We start from the raw sequence: 21,499 nt of genomic DNA on the forward strand, positions 1-21,499 counted from the left end.
AGGGTGTCGAGCAGGGCGGCCGCTGCCAGCTCCGCGGCGCCCTCCGGCCCGGCGAGCCCGGCGAGCCGCGTCTTGGCCCGGCCCGCGACGGGCGCCTTGGCCATGACGAGGACGCTGCCCCTCACGGGAGGACCTTCGCGAAGTCGCGCGCGGTGCGCAGCGTGCCCTTGACCGAGCCGGACACCTTCGAGCGGGTGCCCTCGGCGCGCGGGTGGTACGGGATGGGGTGCTCGGTGAGGGTCCAGCCGGCGCGCTGGGCCCGGACGAGCAGCTCGACGGGGTAGCCGAAGCGGCGGTCGCGCACCCCGAGGGCGAGGAGGTCCTCGCGGCGGCAGACCCGGACGGGGGCGATGTCGTGCAGGCCGATGCCCGTCCGGCGGCGCAGCCAGGCGAGGACGACGGCGTTGCCCGCCCGCGCGTGCCAGGGCCAGACGCCGCGTGCTGCCGGCCGGCGACGTCCGCAGGCCATCGTGGCGCGCCCCGCGCGCACCTCGGCGAGGAGCGGGAGGAGGTCGCGCGGGTCCATCGACCCGTCACCGTCGAGCACCGCGACGTAGGTGGCCGTGGCCGCCTCCATCCCCGAGTGGACGGCCGCGCCGTAGCCCGGTCGGGGCTCGTCGACCACCCGCGCGCCGAGCCGACGGGCGACGTCGGGTGTGCCGTCGCGCGAGCCGTTGTCGACGACGAGCACCCCCATCCCCTCGGGCACGGCGGCCAGGACGCCGGGGAGCGCCGCCGCTTCGTCGCGGCAGGGGATGACGAGGTCGCAGTCGAGGTCCACGTCCCCGACCGTAGGTGGGCCCGGGGTGTCGGGGCAGGTCAGAAGACTTACCAACCGCTTACGGGTCGAGGTTCGGGGGCTGCTGCGTGCCGGTCCCCGCGGCGGCCGGGGCATCCTTGGGCGCATGTCCCCGACCACCACCGACCGCTCCCCCGCCCGGGTCGAGGCCTCCCCGGACGCCGGACGCCGGGCCCGCCGGGGTCTCGCCCTCGCCGCCGTGGTCGTCGTGGCCGCCATGGTCGTGCCCGGGCTCTTCGGGGTCGACGTGCTGGCCGGGCGGGCCGAGCCGCTGCTCGGGGACTGGGCGCTGCGCGTCGGCCGGAGCAGCCTCGTGGTGCTGGCCGTCGTCGCCGTCACCGCGTGGGGCGGGCTGACCGCCGCGCTCGAACGCCTCACCTGGCGGCGGCTCCTGCTCCTCTCGTGGGCCGTCTCGCTCGTCTGGATGGTGGCGCTCGCCCTCGTCGACGGCCCGTCGGGGCTCGGACGGATCCTCGACGACCCGAGCGAGTACCTCCGGAGCGCGCAGGCCACCGACGACGTCGGGGCCCTCCTGCGCGAGTACGTGGCCCACATCCCCGACAGGGGTGAGCCGGGCACCCTGCCGACCCACCTCGCCGGGCACCCGCCGGGCGCCGTGCTGATGTTCATCGGCCTCGACCGCATCGGGCTGGGCTCGTGGCAGGCCGCGGGCCTCGTCGTCGTGCTCGTGGCGGCCACCCTTCCCGCCGGTGTCGCGACCACCCTCGACCGGCTCGGCGCCCGCGACGCCGCGCGGCGCGCGCTGCCGTTCCTCGTCGTCGGGCCGGCCGCGATGCTCATGGCCGTCTCGGCGGACGCGGTGTTCGCGACCACCGCGGCGTGGGCTGCCGCGGCGCTCGCCGCCGCGACCGCGGCCCGCACCCCCGTCGCGCGGGCGGGACTCGCCGTCGCCGGCGGCCTGCTGTTCGGCTGGTGCCTCATGGAGTCCTACGGCCTGGTCCTCCTCGGGGCGCTCGCCGTCGCCGTGCTGCTGGCCGGGCCGGGGTCCGCGCGGCAGCGGCTCGTCGTGGGGGCCGTCGGGGGCGTGTCGGCCCTCGCCGTCGTGCTCGCGTTCGTCCCCCTGGGTTTCGCGTGGTGGGAGGCGTACCCGGCTCTCCACGAACGCTACTGGGCCGGTATCGCGAGCAGGCGACCCGCGTGGTACTGGGTCTTCGGCAACCTCGGAGCCGCGCTCCTGGTGGCGGGGCCGATGCTCCCCGCCGCCCTCGGGGCGGGGGCGCCACGGCTGCGCGAGCTGGTCGCCCGGCGGCGCCCCGACCCGGTGGCGGCCCTCGTCGGGGCCGGGGTGGCGATGGTCGCGGTCGCGGACCTCTCGCTCATGAGCAAGGCCGAGGTCGAGCGGATCTGGCTCCCCTTCCTGCCGTGGATGCTGCTCGCGGTGGTCTGGCTGCCGGAGCGCTGGAGGCGGTGGGGGCTGGTCGCCCAGGCCGTGGCCGCCCTGCTCCTCCAGCACCTCGTCCGCACCGTCTGGTGACGGCGGTCCGCCCGCCGGTCAGGCGCGCAGCGGGGCGGTCGCGAAGGCCGCCAGCCCGTCGTCCGGGGCCACCTGCGCGGTGAAGCCCAGCTCGTCGCGAGCCCGCTGCGGCGAGGCCACGACGTGCCGCACGTCGCCGATGCGGAACTGCCCGGTGACGCGCGGCTCGAGCCCCGACCCCGTGCCGGCAGCGACGGCCCGGGCCACGTCGGCGATGGTGACCGGCTGACCGGAGCAGACGTTGTAGGCGACGTGCGACCCGTCGGCGTGCCCACCGACGGCCAGGGCCGCCGCGACGTTGGCCCGCGCGACGTCGTCGACGTGGACGAAGTCGCGCACCTGCCGCCCGTCCTCGTAGACGACCGGCGGCTCGCCGCGCTCGAGCGAGGAGCGGAACATCGCCGCCACACCGGAGTACGGCGTGTCCCGGGGCATCCCCGGCCCGTAGACGTTGTGGTACCTCAGCGAGACCGCTGCGCCCGGCGACTGCCGGGCCCAGGCCGTCGCGTAGTGCTCCTGGGCGACCTTGCTCGCGGCGTAGGAGCTGCGGGGGTCGAGCGGTGCCGACTCGTCGACGAGCGCCCAGTCGAGCGGGCCCCCGCAGACCGGGCAGGGGGTGTCGAAGTCACCGGCCTCGAGACGCTCGCGGGTCCGCGGCCCCGGCGCCTGGGCCCCGTGCTCGACGCAGGTGTAGCGCCCCTCGCCGTAGACGACCATCGAGCTGGCCTGGACGAAGCCGCGGACCCCGCGGCCGTGCATCGCCGCGAGGACGGCAGCCGTGCCGAGGTCGTTGTGACCGGCGTACAGCGGCAGGTCGTCGGCGGTGACGCCGGCCCCGACCATCGCGGCGAGGTGGACGACGACGTCGACGCCCTCGAGCAGGTGGGCCCAGTCGCCGGCCTCCCGTGTGTCGAGGAGGTGCAGGCCCTCCGGCGGGTCGCTGCGGGTCGCCTCCCCGTGGGCCTGGGGCAGGAGGAGGTCGACGGGCACGACGTCGGCGCCGCGGCCGCGCAGCTCGCGGGCCGTCGCCGTCCCGATGAACCCGGCCGCGCCGGTGAGGAGGACTCGCATGGTCCGAGTCTGGCCCAGCCGTGCACCCGGGTGGCGCCCGGCCCTCGACCACTCGGGTCCCAACCTTCGACAACCGCATCCGAACGCCGACTGCGACGGAAGAGGAGGTGTCAGCAGCTCCTCGAGAAGGGTTCGTCATGCGCCGAGTCATCGCAGTCTGCGCGGCCACCGCGGCCGTCGCACTCCCCCTCGTCCTCACCACACCGGCTGCGGCCGCGGACGACGCCAAGGTCACCGTCGTGCACGGCGTGCCGGGCCTCACCGTCGACGTCTACGGCAGCGCCGACGAGACCTACACCGCGGAGGAGGCCCTGCTCCAGGACTTCGAGCCGGGCACCGTCACCGACCCGGTCGACCTGCCGGGTGGCACCTACAACCTCGCGGTCTTCCCGGCCGGCGCCGACCCGTCGGGCGACCCGGCGATCGAGGCGACGGGCGTGGAGGTCCCGGCGGGCGCGAACCTCAGCGTCGTGGCCCACCTCAACGCCTCCGGCGACCCGGTCCTCGCCGCCTTCGCCAACGACGTCGACCCGGTCGCGGCCGGCCAGGCCCGTCTCGTGGTGCGGCACACCGCGGCCGCCCCGGCCGTGGACATCCTCGCCGGTGGCAAGCCCGTGTTCAGCGGCCTGACCAACCCGAAGGAGGACAGCGCCGACCTGCCCGCCGGCTCGGTGTCCGCCGCCGTCGCGCTCGCGGGCACGACCGACCCCGTCATCGGCCCGGCCGACCTCGACCTCAAGGAGGGGACCTCGACCATCGTCTACGCCTACGGCTCGGCGGAGGACGCGAACCTCGCACTGGCCGTGCAGACCATCGGCGGGCTGCACTCCTCGCCGTCCGGCGTCCCGTCCGGCACCGCCGAGCTGCCGGCCGACCGCACGCCGTTCGCCCTCGCCGGGATCGCGCTGCTCGCGCTCGTGGCGGCCGGGGCGATGGGCCGACGGGCGCAGCGCGTCCGGGCCTGAGCACCGACGAGCGGGTGGGCCGGCAGCACGCCGGCCCACCCGCTCCCCCACGACACCGGCCACGCAGGAGGACGACGATGGAGCCAGCGGCAGCCGCCCGGCGGTGGCGCGTCGGCGCCGCCGTGTCGCTCGTCGTCGCCGTGGCGGCCGTCGTGGCCCTGACCGGCTGGTTCCTCGGGCGACCGGCGCCCACCGCCGGTGACGGGCTGGGGGCCCTGCGCGAGACGACGACCACCGCCGCCCCGACCCCCACACCCACCCCCTCGGTCCGGCCCTCGGTCAGTGCCTCGGTCCGAGCGGCCACCCCGGAGGCGGCCACGGCACCCCCGCCCGCCCGGCTGCGCATCCCCGCCCTCGGCGTCGACGCCACGGTGCGCGCCGTCGGGGTGCAGCGGGACGGGGCGATGGTCATCCCGGCCTCCCCGACGAGCGTCGGCTGGTACCGGTACGGGTCTGCACCGGCGGACCCCTTGGGGCACACCGTGATCGCCGGCCACGTCGCGACCCGGGAAGACGGAGCCGGGGCGCTCGCACCACTGGCCGGTGCCGAGAAGGGCATGCGCGTCGAGGTGGTGGACGCCGACGGCACGACCCACCGCTACGTCGTGCGGGGTCGGGAGTCCATCCGCAAGAAGGCCCTGCCGGTGGACGAGATCTTCGCGCGGGAGGGCCGGCCGCTGCTCGTCCTCGTGACGTGTGGTGGCGAGTACATCCCCGAGCTCAGGTCGCACCGCGACAACGTCGTCGTCACGGCCGTGCCGGTGCCGTGAGCCGCGTCGGTTCCCGGCCTCAGGCGTCGCCGGTCTGGATGGCCCAGAGGCCCGCGTAGGTGCCTCCGGCCGCGACCAGCTCGTCGTGCGTGCCGGACTCGGCGACCCGCCCGGCGTCGATGACCCAGATCCGGTCGGCGTGCCGAACGGTCGAGAGCCGGTGCGCCACGACGAGTGCCGTGCGGCCGGCGCTCGCCTCCCGCACCGAGCGCTGGATGGCGGCCTCGGTCTCGGTGTCGACCGCGCTCGTCGCCTCGTCGAGGAGGAGGACGGCCGGGCGGCGCAACAGCGCTCGGGCCAGGGCCAGCCGCTGCCGCTGACCGCCCGACAGGGTCAGGCCACGCTCGCCGACCGTCGCATCGAGGCCGCCCGGGAGCCGCTCGACGACGTCGTCGGCCGCGGCGTGGCGCACCGCCTCGGCGAGGTCGGTGCGCGAGGCCCCGGGGCGGGCGTACTCGAGGTTCTCGGCGATGGACCCCGCGAAGAGGTGCACGTCCTGGGCGACGTAGCCGATCGACCCGCGCAGCGAGCCCCAGGTGAGGGTGCGGACGTCGACGCCGTCGACGAGGACGGCCCCGGCGCGCGGGTCGTCGAACCGCAGCAGCAGCCGCAGGAGCGTCGACTTGCCGGCGCCGGTCGTGCCCACGAGCGCGTGCGTCTCCCCCGCGGGGACGACGAGGTCGATGTCGTGGAGCACGTCGGGTCCGTCGCCGTACCCGGCTCGCACGGAACGGAACTCGAGGTGCCCGCGCACGGGCTCGGCGAGGTCGTGGCCGCCCTCGTCGACCTCGACCGGCACGGCCAGCAGGGCGAGGATGCGGGCCGTCGAGGCCCGTCCGCGCTGGTAGAGGTCGAGGACGGTGGCGACCTCGGTGAGCGGCCAGAGCAGGCGCTGGGTCATGAACACGAGCACCGAGTAGAGGCCGACGTCGAGCCGCCCGTCGAGGACCGACAGCCCGCCGACGAGGAGGGTCGCGGTGAACCCGGCGAGGATCGCGACCCGCACGACCGGGACGAACGCCGCCGACCACCGGATGGTCTCGATGTTGGCGTCGCGGTAGGCCTCGGACGCCTCGCGCACCCGGTCGCGCTCGCGGTCCTCCGCGGTGAAGGCCTTGATGGTGGCCAGGCCGCCGAGGTTGGCCGACAGCACGCCCGACAGCCGCGCGACGCCCTCGCGGACCCGGAGGTAGTACGGCTCGAGGACGCCCTGGTAGCGCAGCGACGCGGCGACGATGACGGGGATCGGGAGGAAGGCCAGCACGAGCAGCTGCCACGAGGCGATGGCGAAGACGATGCCGACGATGCCGACGTTGAGCAGGGTCTGCCAGATGGCCGGGAACCCGACGTCGAGCAGGCGCTCGAGCTGGTTGACGTCGTCGTTGACGGTCGCGAGCGTCGAGCCCGTGGCCCGGGCCTCGTGCCAGCGCAGGTCGAGGCGCTGGGCGTGGTCGTAGGCCTCGACCCGCAGGTCGTGCTCGACGGTCTGGGACAGGCCGCGGAAGAGGCGGGCCGCGACGTACTCGCTGGCCGACTCGACGAGCCAGATGACGCCGTTGACGACGGCCAGCCACACCAGCTGCGCCTCGCGCGACTCCACGCCGAGCAGCCCGGCGACGAACGAGGAGTCGCCCCGGACGACGACGTCGACCGCCGCGCCGATGAGCAGCTCGGGGACGACGTCGGCGACCTTGTTGACGGTCGAGACGGCGACGGCGAGGACGAACCGCGTGCGGTGGCGCCGGTAGCGGTCCCAGAGGGCCGCGAGCGGGCGGGAGGGGGGAGCGGGCAGCTCGGGCACGGGAGGGTCCTCGGTCGGGTCGGGGGTCGCGCGGGTCGAGGCGCTGGACGCCGGCCCTCCGCCATCCTACGAGGCAGGTAAGGGTTACCTCACCCACCTCCCCCGGTGGCGGTCGGTCGTACAGCCGCACCCGTCCTCCGATCGCTCCGCGGGGCGTCGCCCGTGTCTCGTGCTGCAGAACCCACCACGAGAGTCGAGGGCACGGCGCTGCGGTGATGCACACCGCGGCACCTGGGCCGCGCCCTGCATCACCGTGATGCACCGCGCGCGATCGACCGCGCTTCGTGCATCGCCCGACCACCCGCTCATCCGGGTCGTGGGCGAGCACCCACGGTCATCGCCCGTGACCTCGCGACGCCTCTCCCCCGTGTCAGGCGGACCAGCCGGTCATCCGCACCGGGACGAGGTCCCCGGGCCGGACGTCCGATCCGTCGGCCGGCAGCACCGCCAGGCCGTTGGCGCCGACGAGCGAGCGCACCCCGTGGCCGCAGCCCCCGCCGGTGGAGCGGGCCACGAGCCGGCCGTCGTCGTCGCGCTCGACGCGGACCCGGGCGAAGCACACGCGGCCCGGGGTCGCGCGCAGCTCGTCGAGCGAGCGGGCCTGCACGACCCGCACGCCGTCGTGGCGCAGTCCCCGCAGCCGCGCGATGGCCGGGCCGGCGAACACCTCGAAGGCGACCATCGCGGCGACCGGGTTGCCCGGCAGCCCGATGAGGGGCACCTCGCGACCGCCCGGGCCCGCGGAGACGCGGCCCACGACGAGGGGCTTGCCCGGGCGCATCCGCACCGCGAGCGACTCGACGCGGTGCCGGGTCTCGGTGAGCCGGCCGACGACGTCGGCGGCCCCGGCGGACGCGCCGCCGCTCGTGAGGACGAGGTCGACCGAGCCGGCGAGCTGCTCGAGGCGCTCGACCAGGGCGTCCGGCCGGTCGGGCACGAGCGCCCCCTCCACCTGGATGCCCCCGCCCGGCGGACCAGGGCGGCCAGCGCCGGCCCGTTGGCGTCGTGCACGCGGGCCGGCCCGAGCGGGTCACCGGCCGGGCTCAGCTCGTCGCCGGTCGAGAGCACCGCGACGACCGGTGGCCGGGTGACCCGCACGCTCGCGAGTCCGACGGCACTGAACAGCGCGACCTCCCCGGCCCGACGGCGCTGCCGGCGGTCGCCAGCACCGAGCCCGCCGGGACGTCCTCCCCGACCCGGCGCACGTGGCGCCCGGGCGCGACCGGCTCCGCGACCTCGATCCAGGCGGGCGGCAGCTGGGTGAGCGAGGTGGCCGGTGCGCCGGCGGAGTCGGACGTGCGGGTCACCTCGAACGGCACGACCGTGTCGGCCCCCTGCGGCACCGGCGCACCCGTCATCACCCGACAGGCCTCCCCGGACCCACCCGCAGCATCGTCGGGCGACCGGCGCGCACGTCACCGACGACCCGCAGCCGACGCCCGTCGACGGCGTCCTGCGCGCGCACCGCGTACCCGTCCATCGCCGAGTTGTCGAACGCGGGCAGCGGCGACCCGGACCGGACCGTCTCGTCGAGCACCCCGTCGAGGGCGCTCCACACGGGCACGTCGTGCGCCGGGAGGGGAACCAGCCCGTCGAGCACCCGGGCCAGCGCCTCGTCGACGTCGACCGGGGTCGGCTGCCCCGGCGCCGCGGTCGGCGGGAACCACTCCGGGGCAGCCGGGTCGAGGGGCACCACGCTGGTCATCCCGGCACCCCGGGGAAGGTCGAGCGGATGGCGCTGGTCAGCTCGGGCTGCGAGACCTCGCGACCGGCCGCCGCCCGGGCACCGACGGCCAGCCCGAGGATGTACGAGCCGACCGGGGCCATCGGCCGGGCGAAGCCGTGCGCGATCTCCTTGGTCAGGCCGTGGATGCCGGTGACGTCGACGTCGGCGGGGTCGACGCCGACCGCGGCGCAGGCCTCGGCGATCCAGTCCTGCCACTCCAGCTCGGCGGCGGCGAGGTCGGTCATGGTGCTCTCCTTCGAGGGGTCACCCGGCAGCGGCCGGGTCACTTCCGGGTCAGCTCGGGCTTGTCCCAGCCCCGCTGCGGCGCACGGCTTCCCGTGCCGCGGCCGGGCCGGGCATCCTTCGAGCGGTAGACGAGGTACGGCCGGGTGAGGTAGCCCAGCGGCGCCGAGAACACGTGCACGAGACGGGTGAACGGCCACATCGCGAACAGCAGGAAGGCGAGCAGCGCGTGCAGCCTGAAGCCCAGCGGCGCCGAGGCCATCAGGGCGGGTTCGGGCTGGAGGGCGAAGATGCTGCGGAACCACACCGAGACGCCCTCGCGGTAGTTGTACTCGCCGCCGAACTGGAGCAGGCTGCCCGCCACCGTGTTCCACATGCCGAGGACGACGACGGTGCCGAGCACCGCGTACATGACCTTGTCGTTGACCGTCGTCGCGCGGAACACCGGCCCGGTCATCCGGCGGCGGTAGACGAGGATGACCAGCCCGACGACCGCCGCGAGTCCGGCGGGGATGCCGCCGGCCAGGGCGATGACGTGGTACGCGTGCGGACTGAGGCCCAGGGCGTTGGTCCACACCTGGGGGACGACGAGCCCGACGACGTGGCCGGCGACGACCCCGAGCATCCCGAGGTGGAACATCGGGCTGCCGATGCGCAGCAGTCGGCTCTCGTAGAGCTGGCTCGAGCGAGTGGTCCAGCCGAACTTGTCGTACCGGTACCGCCAGACGTGACCGACGACGAACACCGCGAGGCACACGTAGGGGACGATCACCCAGAGGAACGTGCTCATCGGGGGGCTCCTACCGGGATGGTCGGGCCGAGCAGCGCCGTGGCGTCGGCGGGCTCGGGGCGCGGGTTGAGGCGCGGGTCGACGGCGTACGGCTCGAGGCCGACGTCCTCCTGGGGTGGCCCCTCGGCGACGAGGCGCAGCAGGGCGGTCTCGTCGTCGCCCTCCAGCGCCGGCAAGGTGGCCCGGAGCGCCTCGAGGGCGGGCAGCCACGGCGAGCCACGGTGCGCGAGACCGGCCCTCAGCACCTCGATGCCGACCCGGTGGGCGGTCAGGAGGTGCCAGGCGGTGGACCAGTCGTGCACGGCGCCGAACTCGAGGACGACGCAGAGGTGGTCGGGCAGCTCGACGTCGGTGTCGAACTCGACGCCCGCCCTGCGGTAGGCCTGCTTGAACTCGACGAGCGCCACCCCGCGCCGACGCGTGTCGCCGTGCGAGAAGTACGTGAGGTGCAGCGAGCACTTCCGGGTGACGTCGAAGGTGTCGACGTAGTCACGCTGCAGCACACCGAGGTCGGTGGACCCCAGGGTGTCGAGGAGCGCGTCGAGCAGGTCGCGCTGCACCGGTGGCAGGCCCGAGACGACCTCGCGCAGCATCGGCAGGCGCGCGAGGAGCGTCTCGTCGGGGTAGTCGAGGAGCAGCGAGACGAGCTGCCAGGTGTCGACGAGGTCGCGCTCGGAGAGCCCGGGCTGCGCACCGCGGTGCCGGCGCCACCTCATCGGCCGGCCTCCTCGTCCACCGGGAACAGGCCGTCGGGCATCCCCCGGCCGTCCCAGGTCAGGAGGTTGACCCGGCCGCGCAGCGGGTTGTCGCCCGGCAGCTGCTCGAGCGAGTCGGCCGACTGGGTCTGCTGCAGGACACGGAAGTTCTCGACCGCGACGGGCGTCGGTGCGGCGCCGGACCCCTCCCCGAACACCTCACCCTGCCCGCCGCCGTACTCGGAGACCGAGCACTCGGTGGCCAGCTCCTCGAGCGCGTGCGCCTGCTCGGCGTGCGCCGGCGGGATGACGTAGCGCTCGGAGTACTTGGCGAGGGCAAGCAGGCGGAACATCTCGTACATCGCCTCCCCCTCCATCCCGACGGCCGCGGGGATCTCGTCGCGGGGGTCGCGACCGAGGTTGATGTCGCGCATGTACGAACGCATCGCCGCCAGCTTGCGCAGCACGCCGTCGACCGGCGCGACGTCGCCCGCGGTGAACAGGTTGGCCAGGTACTCGACGGGGATGCGCAGGGTGTCGATGGCGCCGAAGAGGTTGTCGACGTCCTCGGCGTCGTGGCCCGTGTCCTTGACGACGTCGACGACGGGCGACAGCGGCGGGATGTACCAGACCATCGGCATCGTGCGGTACTCCGGGTGCAGCGGCAGCGCCACCTTGTAGTCGAGGATCAGCTTCTTGACCGGGCTGCGCCGGGCGGCCTCCACCCAGTCGGCCGGGATGCCCGCCGCCTCGGCCTCGCGGCGGACCTCGGGGTCCTCGGGGTCGAGGAAGACGCCGAGCTGGGCCTCGTAGAGGTCGTGGTCGTCCTCGACGGTGGCCGCCTCGAGCACCTTGTCGGCGTCGTAGAGCACGAGCCCGATGTAGCGCAGCCGACCGACGCAGGTCTCCGAGCAGACGGTCGGGATGCCGACCTCGATGCGCGGGTAGCAGAACGTGCACTTCTCGGCCTTGCCGGTCCTGTGGTTGAAGTAGACCTTCTTGTACGGGCAGCCGGTGATGCACATGCGCCAGCCGCGGCAGCGGTCCTGGTCGACGAGGACGATGCCGTCCTCCTCGCGCTTGTAGATCGCCCCGCTCGGGCAGGACGCGGCGCACGAGGGGTTGAGGCAGTGCTCGCAGATGCGCGGCAGGTAGAACATGAAGGTCTTCTCGAACTCCATGCGGACCTTGTCCTCGATGCCCTTGAGCATCGGGTCCTTGACGGCGTGCTCGCGCGAGCCGCCGAGGTCGTCGTCCCAGTTCGCGCTCCAGGAGATGTTGATCGGCTTGCCGGAGATCAGCGAGTGCGGCCGGGCGACGGGGAAGGTCTTCTGCGCCGGGGCGTTGAGCAACGTCTCGTAGTCGTAGGTCCAGGGCTCGTAGTAGTCCTGGATGGAGGGCATCTTCGGGTTGCTGAAGATCGTCGCGAGCTTCTTGAGCCGACCGCCGGCGCGCAGCCGCAGCCGGCCCTTCCTCATCACCCAGCCGCCCTGCCACTCGTCCTGGTCCTCGTAGCCGCGCGGGTAGCCCAGGCCAGGACGGGTCTCGACGTTGTTGAACCACACGTACTCGGTGCCGGCCCGGTTGGTCCAGGCCTGCTTGCAGGTGACCGAGCACGTGTGGCACCCGATGCACTTGTCGAGGTTCATGACCATCGCCATCTGCGCCATGACCCGCATGTCAGTACTCGACCTTCTGGTTGGTGCGGCGGCGGATCATCGTGACCTCGTCGCGGTTGTTGCCGGTGGGCCCGATGTAGTTGAAGAAGTAGGAGAGCTGCGCGTACCCACCGATGAGGTGGCTCGGTTTCATCATGATCCGGGTGAGGGAGTTGTGGATTCCCCCTCGCTTGCCGTCGCGCTCGGTGAGCGGCACGTCGATGAGCCGGTCCTGCGCGTGGTGCATGTAGACCGTGCCCTCGGGCATCCGGTGCGACACGATCGCGCGGGCCGCGACGACGCCGTTGCGGTTGACCGCCTCGACCCAGTCGTTGTCCCTGACCCCCACCTTCTCGGCGTCGAGGTCGGACATCCAGATCGTCTGCCCGCCGCGCGAGAGCGAGAGCATGAAGAGGTTGTCCTGGTACTCGCTGTGGATCGACCACTTGTTGTGCGGGGTGAGGTAGCGGACCGAGACCCGAGCGCGTTCTGCTCGCCGAGGGCGGTCTCGCCGAACAGCTCGGTCATGTTGAGCGGCGGCCGGTAGACGGGCAGCGCCTCCCCCATCCCGAGGACCCAGTCGTGGTCGAGGTAGAACTGCTGGCGCCCGGTGAGCGTGTGGAAGGGCTTGAGCCGCTCGATGTTGATGGTGAACGGCGCGTACCGCCGACCGCCCGACTCGGACCCCGACCACTCCGGCGAGGTGATGACCGGGACGGGCGCGACCTGGGTGTCGGCGAAGGTGACCTGCTTGCCCTCGTGCTCGGCGGCCAGGTCGTGCAGCGTTGTGCCGGTGCGCTTCTCGACGTTCCTGAAGCCGTGCGTCGCGAGGTGCCCGTTCGTCGTGCCGGACAGGTGGAGGATCGCGTCGGCCATGTGGATGTCGGTGTCGAGCCGCGGCTGACCGGAGCCGGCGCCCGACGTGGCGGTGCCGTTGCGGGCCCGCAGGATGTCGACCTCGCGCGCGACCTCGTAGGGGACACCCTTGGTGAGCATCCCGACCGACTCCAGGAGCGGCCCGACCGACGTCATCTTCTCGTAGACGGCCGGGTAGTCGCGCTCGGCGACGGCGAGCACCGGCAGGGTCGCGCCCGGCACCGGCTCGCACTCGCCGTGGCGCCAGTCCTTCACGACGCCGTGCACCGTGGCCATCGCCTCGGGGGTGTCGTGCCACAGGGGCTTGGCGACGACGTCGCGGCGGGTGCCGAGGTGGTCGACGGCCAGCTCGGAGAAGCGCTTCGCGACCGCCTTCCAGGCCTCCCAGTCGGTCCTGCTCTGCCACGGCGGGGCGATCGCCGGGTTGAACGAGTGCACGAACGGGTGCATGTCGGTGGTGTTGATGTCGTGCTTCTCGTACCAGGTGGCCGCCGGCAGCACGACGTCGGAGAAGAGGGTCGAGCTGGTCATCCGGAAGTCGATGGTCGTCAGCAGGTCGAGCTTGCCCTCGGGCACGTCCTCGGGCCACTCGATGCCCTCCGGCCGCTTCTCCGGGGGCGCCTGGCGCGCGGTGACGGCGTTGTCGGTGCCGAGCAGGTGCTTGAGGAAGTACTCGTTGCCCTTCGCGCTCGAGCCGAGGAGGTTGGCGCGCCACAGGCTGAGGATGCGCGGGTGGTTCTCCTCGGCCTCCGGGTCCTCGACCGCGAACCGCAGTGCGCCGGACTTGAGCTGGTCGACGACGTAGTCGGCCGGCGCCATCCCCGCGGCCTCGGCCTCGTCGGCGAGCACGAGGCTGCTGCGGTTGAACGTCGGGTAGCTCGGGGTCCACCCGAGGCGCACCGACTGGGCGAGCAGGTCCATGACGCCCTTCCCGGCGAAGGCGCCGGTGCCGGCGTCGACGTCGTCGGCGGTGAAGGTGTCGTACCGGTACTGGCTCGTGTTGACGTACCAGTACGCGGTCTGGTTCATGTGCCGCGGCGGGCGGTGCCAGTCGAGGGCGAAGGCCATGTGCTGGAAGCCCATGATCGGGCGGACCTTCTCCTGCCCGACGTAGTGGCCCCAGCCGCCGCCGTTGCGGCCCTGGCAGCCGGTGATCGTCGTGAGGACGAGCATCGCCCGGTACAGCTGGTCGGAGTGGAACCAGTGGTTGGTGCCCGCGCCCATGAGGATCATCCCGCGGCCCCCGGTGTCGATGGCGTTCTGCGCCCACTCGCGGGCCAGCCGGGTCACCTGCTCGGCGGGCACCGAGGTGATCTCCGCCTGCCACGCCGGCGTCGCCGGGGTCGAGGGGTCGTCGTACGAGGCCGGCCAGGTGCCCGGGAGCCCGTCGCGCGCGACGCCGTACTGGGCGAGCATCAGGTCGAGGACGGTGGTGACGAGCCGGCCGCCGACCCTGCGGGCGGGCACGCCCCGGGAGACGTGGGCGACCTTCCCGTCGGCGGTGTCGAAGCGCGGCAGCACGACGCGCACCGACTCGGTGGCGGTGTCGAGGAGGGAGAGGACCGGCTCGATGCCGCCGAGGTCGAGGTTCCAGCGGCCGAGCCCCTCGTCGCCCCACCGGAAGCCGAGCGAGCCCTGCGGCACGGCGACGTCGTCGGTGCGGGCGTCGAGGACGACCGGCTTCCACATCGCGTTCTCGGAGGATGCCTCGGGCACGTCGAGGTCGCCGGCGACGACGTACTTGCCGGGCCGGAACGCCGGGCCGTCCTCTGCCGCAGCCGGATCGGCGTCGTCGGGCTCGAGCGACACGAGGAACGGCAGGTCGGTGTAGCGCTGGTTGTACTGCGTGAAGAAGTCGACCTGCTGGTCGACGAAGAACTCCTTGAGGATGACGTGGCCCATGGCCATCGCCAGGGCGCCGTCGGTGCCCGGCGCCGACGCGACCCACTCGTCGGCGAACTTGACGTTCTCGGCGTAGTCGGGCGAGACCGCGACGACCTTCTGCCCCGGTAGCGCGCCTCGGTCATCCAGTGCGCGTCGGGCGTACGGGTCATCGGGACGTTCGAGCCCCACATGATGAGGTAGCCGGCGTCCCACCAGTCACCGGACTCGGGGACGTCGGTCTGGTCGCCGAACATCTGCGGCGAGGCGTTCGGCAGGTCGGCGTACCAGTCGTAGAAGGAGAGCATCGGGGCGCCGATGAGCTCGAGGAAGCGGGCACCCGACGCGTACGACACCGGGGACATCGCCGGGATGGGCGAGAAGCCGGCGATGCGGTCCGGACCCCAGCGCTTGACGGTGTAGACGTGCGCCGCCGCGATGAGGTCGACGACCTCGTCCCACGTCGAGCGCACCAGCCCTCCCTTGCCGCGAGCGGACTTGTAGCGGCGGGCCTTCTCCGGGTCCTGGACGATGGAGGCCCAGGCGAGGACGGGGTCGCCGCCGACGGCCCGGCGGGCCTCGCGGAACATCTCGAGCAGCACGCCGCGCACGTACGGGTAGCGGACCCGGGTGGGCGAGTACGTGTACCAGCTGAACGCGGCGCCGCGCGGGCAGCCGCGGGGCTCGTACTCGGGCGGTCGGCGCCGGTGGACGGGTAGTCGGTCTGCTGGGCCTCCCAGGTGATGATGCCGTCCTTGACGTACACCTTCCACGAGCAGGACCCGGTGCAGTTGACGCCGTGGGTCGAGCGCACGACCTTGTCGTGGGACCACCGGTCGCGGTAGAACGCGTCGCCCGACCGTCCGCCCTCGCGGTGCAGCGCCCGTCGGTCCGGGGAGACCTCGCCCGAGGTGAAGAAGCGGCGGGTGCCGACCAGTGCCTGGGTGAGGGGCCCGTCGAGGCCCGGAGTGGTGGTCATTGCTCTCCCCGCGGTGGTGGGTCAGGTGGAACGGAAGGGGGTGGTGGTCCGGATGTGCGCGAGGCACTGGTTCTCGGTGACGAAGGGCTCGAGGGCGACCTCGGCACCCGCCTCACCGGCCTGGCGGAGCGACTCGACGATCAGGCCGCGGTGGACGCCGCACACGACGGCCTCGTTGTCGCGGGCGAGGTCGAGGAACGGGCAGTCGGCGAGCTCGACCCGGGCGGTGCGGCCGCCGTCGGAGGTCGAGACCTCCGGCTGGTAGCCCCAGCCCTCGAGGACGTCGATGACCTCACCCACGCGGCCGAGCCAGACGCCGGTGCTGTCGGCGGGGGCGCGGTCGGGGTGGCTCGCGAGGTGCTCGCGGGCCCAGCGCCGGCCGGCCTCGAAGGGGGTGACCTTCTCGCCGTGGACCGACGCGGTCATCGCCTCGGCGAGGAGCTGGGTGAGCAGGCGGAGCGGTTCGCTGCCCGCCGCGGCGGGAGCCGCTCCGCGCGGGAGAGGTCGGTAGACCTTGCGCGGCCGCCCGGCCGTCCCGCGACGCTGGAACGAGGACTCGAGGACGCCGGCCGCGACGAGCTGGTCGAGGTGGAAGCGCACCGTGCTGACGTGCAGGTCGGCCTCGGGCGCGAGCTCGGCGGCGGTGCGGCCCTCGGGGGACTGCTCGGCACCCGCCTCGAGGAGCTCGACGAGGCGCCGGCGCACCGGCGAGGCGAGGAGGGCGGCGGCGTCGTACTGCTGCTGGGTGGTCACCGGCTCATCCTCTCCTGCAATTTACGGGAATGATTCGCTCTATATAAGCACATCCACCGGCCAGCCGTGAAGCCCTTCCGGCTCGACATCCTCCCTGTTCCTGAGGGTTTCTCAGGATTACTACGACAAGTAGTTGTGCAATCTCCGCGCGGAGGAGTACCGTCCCGGATCGTCAGATTTAGAGGATTTCTCTCCTTCCAATCGGAGGACCGCATGTCCACCCTCACCGCGGCCGCCCCCGCCGGCACCGAGGCCGCCCACCCGGCCGGCGCCCGCCGCGTCCTGTGGCTCTCGACCGCCGCCTTCACCCTGATGTTCGCCGCGTGGCTGATGTTCGGGATCCTCGGCGTGCCGATCCAGAAGGAGCTCGGCCTCTCCGACCCGCAGCTCGCCTGGGTCAGCGCGGTCGCGGTGCTCAACGGGTCGCTCTGGCGGCTGCCGGCGGGCATGCTCACCGACCGGGTCGGCGGCCGGAAGGTCATGACCGTCCTCCTGCTCGCGACGGCCGTCCCCGCCTGGTTCGTCGCCCACGCGCACGGCTACGGGATGATCCTCGGCCTGGCCTTCCTCGTCGGCTTCGCCGGCAACTCCTTCAGCGCCGGCATCGCGTGGAACGCCGCCTGGCAGCCGCGCGAGCACCAGGGCCTGGCCCTCGGCGTCTTCGGCGCCGGCAACGTCGGCGCCTCGGTCACCAAGTTCATCGGCCCGCCCCTCGTCGCCGGCACCGCCGGGGCGGCGTGGTTCGGCGGCTCCGTCGAGGGCGGCTGGCGGCTCGTGCCGGTCATCTACGCCGGGCTGCTGCTCGTCATGGCCGGGCTCCTGTGGTTCGGCGCCCCGCGCCACGACCACAAGCCTGGCCGCTCGGCAAGCCTGGCCTCCCAGCTCGCGCCGCTGCGCCAGCTGCGCGTCTGGCGCTTCAGCCTCTACTACGTCGCGTTCTTCGGCGCCTACGTCGCCCTCGCCGCATGGCTGCCGAAGTACTACGTCGACAACTTCGGCGTCGACCTCACGGTCGCCGGGCTGCTCACCGCCCTCTACATCTTCCCGGCCTCGCTGCTGCGGCCGGTCGGCGGCTGGTTCTCCGACCGGCTCGGCGCCCGCCGGGTCATGTACTGGACCCTCGCGGTGATGCTCGGCGCGGCCGGCGTGCTGATGATGCCCGACGGCCACCTCGTCGTCGACCACGCCGACGGCTCGCACTCCTCGCACCTCACGTACTCGCTCGGCATCGTGCCGTTCACCGTCCTGCTCGTCGTGCTGGGCAGCGCGATGGGCATCGGCAAGGCCGCCGTCTACAAGCACATCCCCGAGTACTTCCCCGAGAACGTCGGCTCCGTCGGCGGCCTCGTCGGGATGCTCGGCGGCCTCGGCGGGTTCCTCCTCCCGCCGCTCTTCGCCTACACGAAGGCCTGGACCGGCTTCCCCACCTCCACGTTCTTCGTCCTCTTCGTCCTCGTCGCGCTCTGTGCGGTGTGGATGCACCTGACCGTCGTGCGGATGCTGCACGACGGGTCCCCCGAGCTCGCCCACCGGCTCGAGTCCGCGGCGCCCGCCGTGGCCGCCCACTGACCCCCGACCCGAGGAGACCGAGATGTCCGCCACCACCGCGAACCGCGAGCAGAGGGGCGAGTGGCTCCAGGCCTGGGACCCCGAGGACGAGCAGACCTGGGACAAGGGCCTGGCCTGGAAGACGTTGTGGGTCACCACGTTCTGCCTGACCCTGGCCTTCGCCGCCTGGTACCTGCCGAGTGCCGTCATCCCGAAGCTCAACGCCCTCGGCTACGAGTTCACCAAGGGACAGCTGTACTGGATGGCCGCGATGCCGGGCCTGGCCGCCGGGCTCTTCCGGCTCGTCTGGATGGTCCTGCCGCCCGTCCTCGGGACGCGAAGGCTCGTGTCGCTGACCAGCCTCCTGCTCATCGCCTCGACCCTCGGCTGGGGCGTGCGGGTGCAGAGCCCCACCGCCCCCTACTGGGAGCTGATGGTGCTGGCCTTCCTCGCCGGCATCGGCGGTGGTGCCTTCTCCGGCTTCATGCCGAGCACCTCGTACTTCTTCCCCAGGCGGATGCAGGGCACGGCCCTCGGGCTGCAGGCCGGCCTCGGCAACTTCGGCGTCTCGCTCGTGCAGCTGCTCACGCCGTACATCGTCGCCATCTCGGCGCTCGCCGTCTTCGGCGGCAGCCAGCAGCTCGCCGTCCCCGGCAAGCCGGAGCAGACGGTGTGGTTCCAGAACGCCGCGTTCGTGTGGATCCCGCTCATGGTCGTCGGGGCGGCCCTGGCCTGGACGATGCTCCGGTCGGTGCCGGTCAAGGCCGACATCCGCCAGCAGTTCGACATCTTCCGCAGCCAGGACACCTGGTGGATGACCGTCCTCTACATCATGACCTTCGGCACCTTCTCCGGCCTCGCGGCGCAGTTCGGCCTGCTGATGACCAACCTCTACGGCAGCGGCAACACCGACATCGTCAAGGGCACCGGCGCCTCGGCGACCGTGCTCATCGCCGGCTACGCCGTGCCCGACGCGGTGAAGTACGTCTTCCTCGGCCCGCTCGTCGGCGCCGGCGCCCGCGTGCTCTTCGCCCCGCTCACCGACCGCACCGGTGGCGCCCCGTGGACCCTCGTCTCGGGCGTCGGCCTCATCGGCTCCATCGCGTACACGATCCCGGCCCTGACGCCGGACACCTCGTCGGCGGCGGCACTGCAGGGCGGCTTCAGCCACTTCCTGTGGGGCATGCTCGCGATCTTCCTGTTCAGCGGGATCGGCAACGCCTCGACCTTCAAGCAGATGCCGATGATCTTCGAGCGCCGCCAGGCGGGTGGCGTCATCGGGTGGACCGCGGCCATCGCCGCCTTCGGGCCGTTCTTCTTCGGCGTCGGCGTGACCACCCTCGGGCCGGTCGCCTTCTACAGCGTCGGCATCGCCTGGGCGGTCCTCTGCCTCGGCATCACCTGGTGGCGCTACGCCCGGCCCGGTGCGGCCAAGCGGAGCTGACCCACCCCACCCTGCCCACCGACGCCCCGGAAGGAACCCCAGTGTCAGACCTCGCGCCTCAGCCGCTCCAGGTCGGCCGCCGTGTCGACGTCGCGGCCCCGGTGGCCGGTGACGCGGACCTCGGTGTGCGACAGGCGGAGCAGCCGCTTGGCCGGTGCGTCGTGCGCCGGGCCGGGCAGCGCCTCGCGCACCGCTGCCGAGCGGTAGGCGGCGAGCAGCGGGTTCGCGTGCCCGTCGTCGTCGACCGCCACCGCGGCCGCCACGTCGGGACCGGCGGCGTCGAGGGCGGCCAGCAGGCCCGGCACCGCCTCGGCGGCGTGCGGCATGTCACCGGCCACCACGACGAGGAGCGCGGTGCCGACGGCCGCCGCCCCGGTCGCGACCCCGGCGAGCGGGCCGCCGCCCGGCGGGTCCTCGAGCACCCAGCGCGCATCGGGCCGAGCGGTGTCGCGCGGTGGCCCCACGAGCACCAGCGGCCAGCCCACCGGCAGCCGGGCCAGCAGGTGGTCGAGCACCGTCACCCCGCCGAGGTCGGCCGCGAGCTTGTCGGACCCGAACCGCCTCGAGCCCCCACCGGCCAGCACGACGACGGTGACGTCGGTGCGCACCTCCCACGCCAGCTCGTCGGCCACCCGGCGAGTCTGCCACCCCGCACCCGGCGCCCGCCGCGGCGTGACCCCACCACCACTCCACCGAGGAGACCCCGATGACCGGACCCGACCTGACCCTCTCGCCGATGCCCACCGCCTGCGGCTGCGGCGACGCGGGGCACGAGGCCCCCGAGCTCGACGTGCGCACCATCCCCCACTCCATCCGGCACGCCGTCGTCCTGGGCGCCTGGTCCGCCATCGGCGGGGGCGCCTCGCTCGTCATCGTCGCGCCGCACGACCCGAAGCCGCTGCTGGCCCAGATCGCCGACCGCGACGGGCCGCTCACCGTCACCTACCTCGACGAGGGTCCGCGGGCCTGGCGCCTGCGCCTGACCCGCGCCTGAGCCGGGCGGTCCTGACGTGTGCTCCTACTGCGGCTGCGAGGCCATCACGGTGGTCGGCCGGTTCATGGCCGAGCACGTCGAGATCATCAACGCCTGCGGCGACCTGCGGCGGGCCGCCCTCGGGGCAGACGCCGGTGCCGTCGAGCGCACCGCCGCCGTCCTCGCCGGCCTCCTCGACCCGCACACGCGGGCCGAGGAGGCCGGCCTCTTCGCGCTGCTGGCCCGTGACGACGAGTTCGCCGGGCACGTCGGGTCCCTGTGCGCCGAGCACGTCACGCTCGACGAGCGGCTCTCGCGCATCCGCGCCGGACACCTCGACGAGGTCCCCGCGTTCGAGCGGGCCCTGCGCGACCACGTCGACCGCGAGGAGAACGGCCTCTTCCCCGCGGCCGCCATCGCCTTCGCCGGGCCGGAGTGGGACCTCGTCGCGTCGATGACCCCTCCGCCGCCCGGATGAGGGCCCGCCCCGGGCGCGGCTGGCTGCTCGTCCCCGCCGCGCTCAGCCTGCTCGCCGGGCTCGATGCCGGTCTGGTGCGGCTCGGGGGTCCGGCGCCCGTCGCGTCCGGACGGCTCGGTGACGTGCACGGGCCGATCATGGTGCTCGGGTTCCTCGGGACGCTCGTCGCCCTCGAGCGGGCGGTCGCGCTGCGCCGAGCGTGGGCGTACGCGGCGCCGGTGCTGCTCGGTGCGGGCGGGCTCGCGCTCTCGTCCCCGCTCCCCCGGGCCCTCGGGCAGGTGCTCCTCCTCGACGGCGCGGTCGCCCTCGTCGCGGTGCTCGGGGCGCTCTGGGGTCGACGGCAGGACGACACCGTGCTCGTCGAGGTCCTGGGCGCCGGGCTGGCCTCTCTCGCAACCCTGCTCATGCTGCGGGTCGAGGTGCCGCTGACCGTTCCGCTGCTCGCCGGCTTCGTCGTGCTCACCATCGCCGCCGAACGGGTCGAGCTCGCCGCGCTGCACCTGCCGGCCGGCGCGGGGCGCACCCTCGTGCTCCTCGCCCTGCCGGTCGCCGGG

Annotated in this window: 17 protein-coding genes and 2 pseudogenes; 7 read left to right on the forward strand and 12 right to left on the reverse strand. The window is 73.6% G+C overall.

Annotated features, from left to right (window positions below; all coding sequences use genetic code 11):
- Positions 1 to 121: 121 nt before the first annotated feature.
- Positions 122 to 781, reverse strand: coding sequence for a glycosyltransferase family 2 protein (locus G7075_RS12660; protein ID WP_240917593.1), 660 nt, complete (start codon positions 779 to 781; stop codon positions 122 to 124).
- A gap of 124 nt (positions 782 to 905) precedes the next feature.
- Here G7075_RS12660 and G7075_RS12665 point away from each other — a divergent pair, with 124 nt between their 5' ends.
- Positions 906 to 2,294: a hypothetical protein gene (locus tag G7075_RS12665; protein WP_205860493.1), complete on the forward strand. Its 1,389-nt coding sequence runs from the start codon at positions 906 to 908 to the stop codon at positions 2,292 to 2,294.
- Positions 2,295 to 2,312: 18 nt separating this feature from the next.
- Here the strand turns inward: G7075_RS12665 and G7075_RS12670 are convergent, their stop codons facing one another.
- Complete coding sequence (locus G7075_RS12670) at positions 2,313 to 3,365, reverse strand: NAD(P)-dependent oxidoreductase (RefSeq protein WP_166122274.1); 1,053 nt, start codon at positions 3,363 to 3,365, stop codon at positions 2,313 to 2,315.
- Between the two features lie 137 nt (positions 3,366 to 3,502).
- Between G7075_RS12670 and G7075_RS12675 the strand changes: the two genes are divergently transcribed.
- Both G7075_RS12675 and G7075_RS12680 read left to right on the forward strand, forming a co-directional pair.
- The gene (locus G7075_RS12675; protein WP_166122276.1) at positions 3,503 to 4,330 is read left to right on the forward strand and encodes a DUF4397 domain-containing protein; all 828 of its coding nucleotides are present in this window, start codon (positions 3,503 to 3,505) and stop codon (positions 4,328 to 4,330) included.
- 77 nt (positions 4,331 to 4,407) lie between these two features.
- Positions 4,408 to 5,100: a class F sortase gene (locus tag G7075_RS12680; RefSeq protein ID WP_166122278.1), complete on the forward strand. Its 693-nt coding sequence runs from the start codon at positions 4,408 to 4,410 to the stop codon at positions 5,098 to 5,100.
- A gap of 19 nt (positions 5,101 to 5,119) precedes the next feature.
- Here the strand turns inward: G7075_RS12680 and G7075_RS12685 are convergent, their stop codons facing one another.
- The 9 genes and pseudogenes from G7075_RS12685 to G7075_RS12730 form a co-directional block, all read right to left on the reverse strand.
- Complete coding sequence (locus G7075_RS12685; protein WP_166122280.1) at positions 5,120 to 6,901, reverse strand: ABC transporter ATP-binding protein; 1,782 nt, start codon at positions 6,899 to 6,901, stop codon at positions 5,120 to 5,122.
- Positions 6,902 to 7,271: 370 nt separating this feature from the next.
- Positions 7,272 to 7,838 carry a molybdopterin-binding protein gene (locus tag G7075_RS12690; RefSeq protein WP_166122282.1) on the reverse strand — a complete coding sequence of 189 codons (567 nt, stop codon included), beginning with the start codon at positions 7,836 to 7,838 and terminating at the stop codon, positions 7,272 to 7,274.
- A gap of 106 nt (positions 7,839 to 7,944) precedes the next feature.
- Positions 7,945 to 8,606: pseudogene (locus tag G7075_RS22865) on the reverse strand (hypothetical protein).
- The gene (locus tag G7075_RS12705) at positions 8,603 to 8,872 is read right to left on the reverse strand and encodes a DUF6457 domain-containing protein (RefSeq protein ID WP_205860494.1); all 270 of its coding nucleotides are present in this window, start codon (positions 8,870 to 8,872) and stop codon (positions 8,603 to 8,605) included. The pseudogene G7075_RS22865 and the gene G7075_RS12705 overlap by 4 nt, the downstream one beginning before the upstream one ends.
- A 38-nt stretch (positions 8,873 to 8,910) precedes the next feature.
- Positions 8,911 to 9,660, reverse strand: coding sequence for a respiratory nitrate reductase subunit gamma (gene narI / locus G7075_RS12710; protein WP_166122288.1), 750 nt, complete (start codon positions 9,658 to 9,660; stop codon positions 8,911 to 8,913).
- On the reverse strand, positions 9,657 to 10,376 hold the full coding sequence (narJ, locus tag G7075_RS12715; protein ID WP_166122290.1) for a nitrate reductase molybdenum cofactor assembly chaperone: 720 nt from the start codon (positions 10,374 to 10,376) through the stop codon (positions 9,657 to 9,659). The genes narI and narJ overlap by 4 nt, the downstream gene beginning before the upstream one ends.
- Positions 10,373 to 12,034 (reverse strand): nitrate reductase subunit beta, encoded by a 1,662-nt coding sequence (narH, locus tag G7075_RS12720; RefSeq protein WP_166122292.1) that lies wholly within the window; start codon positions 12,032 to 12,034, stop codon positions 10,373 to 10,375. Before narH ends, narJ begins: the two co-directional genes overlap by 4 nt.
- A 1-nt stretch (position 12,035) precedes the next feature.
- Positions 12,036 to 15,749: pseudogene (locus G7075_RS12725) on the reverse strand (nitrate reductase subunit alpha).
- Positions 15,750 to 15,770: 21 nt separating this feature from the next.
- A complete protein-coding gene (locus G7075_RS12730) occupies positions 15,771 to 16,502 on the reverse strand; it encodes a metalloregulator ArsR/SmtB family transcription factor (RefSeq protein ID WP_240917594.1) in 732 nt (243 codons plus the stop codon).
- Between the two features lie 213 nt (positions 16,503 to 16,715).
- Here G7075_RS12730 and G7075_RS12735 point away from each other — a divergent pair, with 213 nt between their 5' ends.
- A complete protein-coding gene (locus tag G7075_RS12735) occupies positions 16,716 to 18,071 on the forward strand; it encodes a nitrate/nitrite transporter (protein WP_166122294.1) in 1,356 nt (451 codons plus the stop codon).
- 22 nt (positions 18,072 to 18,093) lie between these two features.
- Positions 18,094 to 19,494 (forward strand): MFS transporter, encoded by a 1,401-nt coding sequence (locus tag G7075_RS12740; RefSeq protein WP_166122296.1) that lies wholly within the window; start codon positions 18,094 to 18,096, stop codon positions 19,492 to 19,494.
- A 44-nt stretch (positions 19,495 to 19,538) separates the two neighbouring features.
- Here the strand turns inward: G7075_RS12740 and G7075_RS12745 are convergent, their stop codons facing one another.
- Positions 19,539 to 20,126: a molybdenum cofactor guanylyltransferase gene (locus G7075_RS12745; RefSeq protein ID WP_166122298.1), complete on the reverse strand. Its 588-nt coding sequence runs from the start codon at positions 20,124 to 20,126 to the stop codon at positions 19,539 to 19,541.
- 74 nt (positions 20,127 to 20,200) lie between these two features.
- Between G7075_RS12745 and G7075_RS12750 the strand changes: the two genes are divergently transcribed.
- Positions 20,201 to 20,488, forward strand: a complete 288-nt coding sequence (locus tag G7075_RS12750; protein WP_166122300.1) for a DUF2249 domain-containing protein — start codon at positions 20,201 to 20,203, stop codon at positions 20,486 to 20,488.
- Between the two features lie 16 nt (positions 20,489 to 20,504).
- Entirely contained in the window at positions 20,505 to 20,945 is a 441-nt protein-coding gene (locus tag G7075_RS12755) for a hemerythrin domain-containing protein (protein ID WP_166122302.1), read from the forward strand.
- The last annotated feature ends 554 nt before the right edge of the window (positions 20,946 to 21,499 follow it).

The organism is Phycicoccus sp. HDW14 (assembly GCF_011383005.1).
GTDB lineage: Bacteria > Actinomycetota > Actinomycetes > Actinomycetales > Dermatophilaceae > Phycicoccus.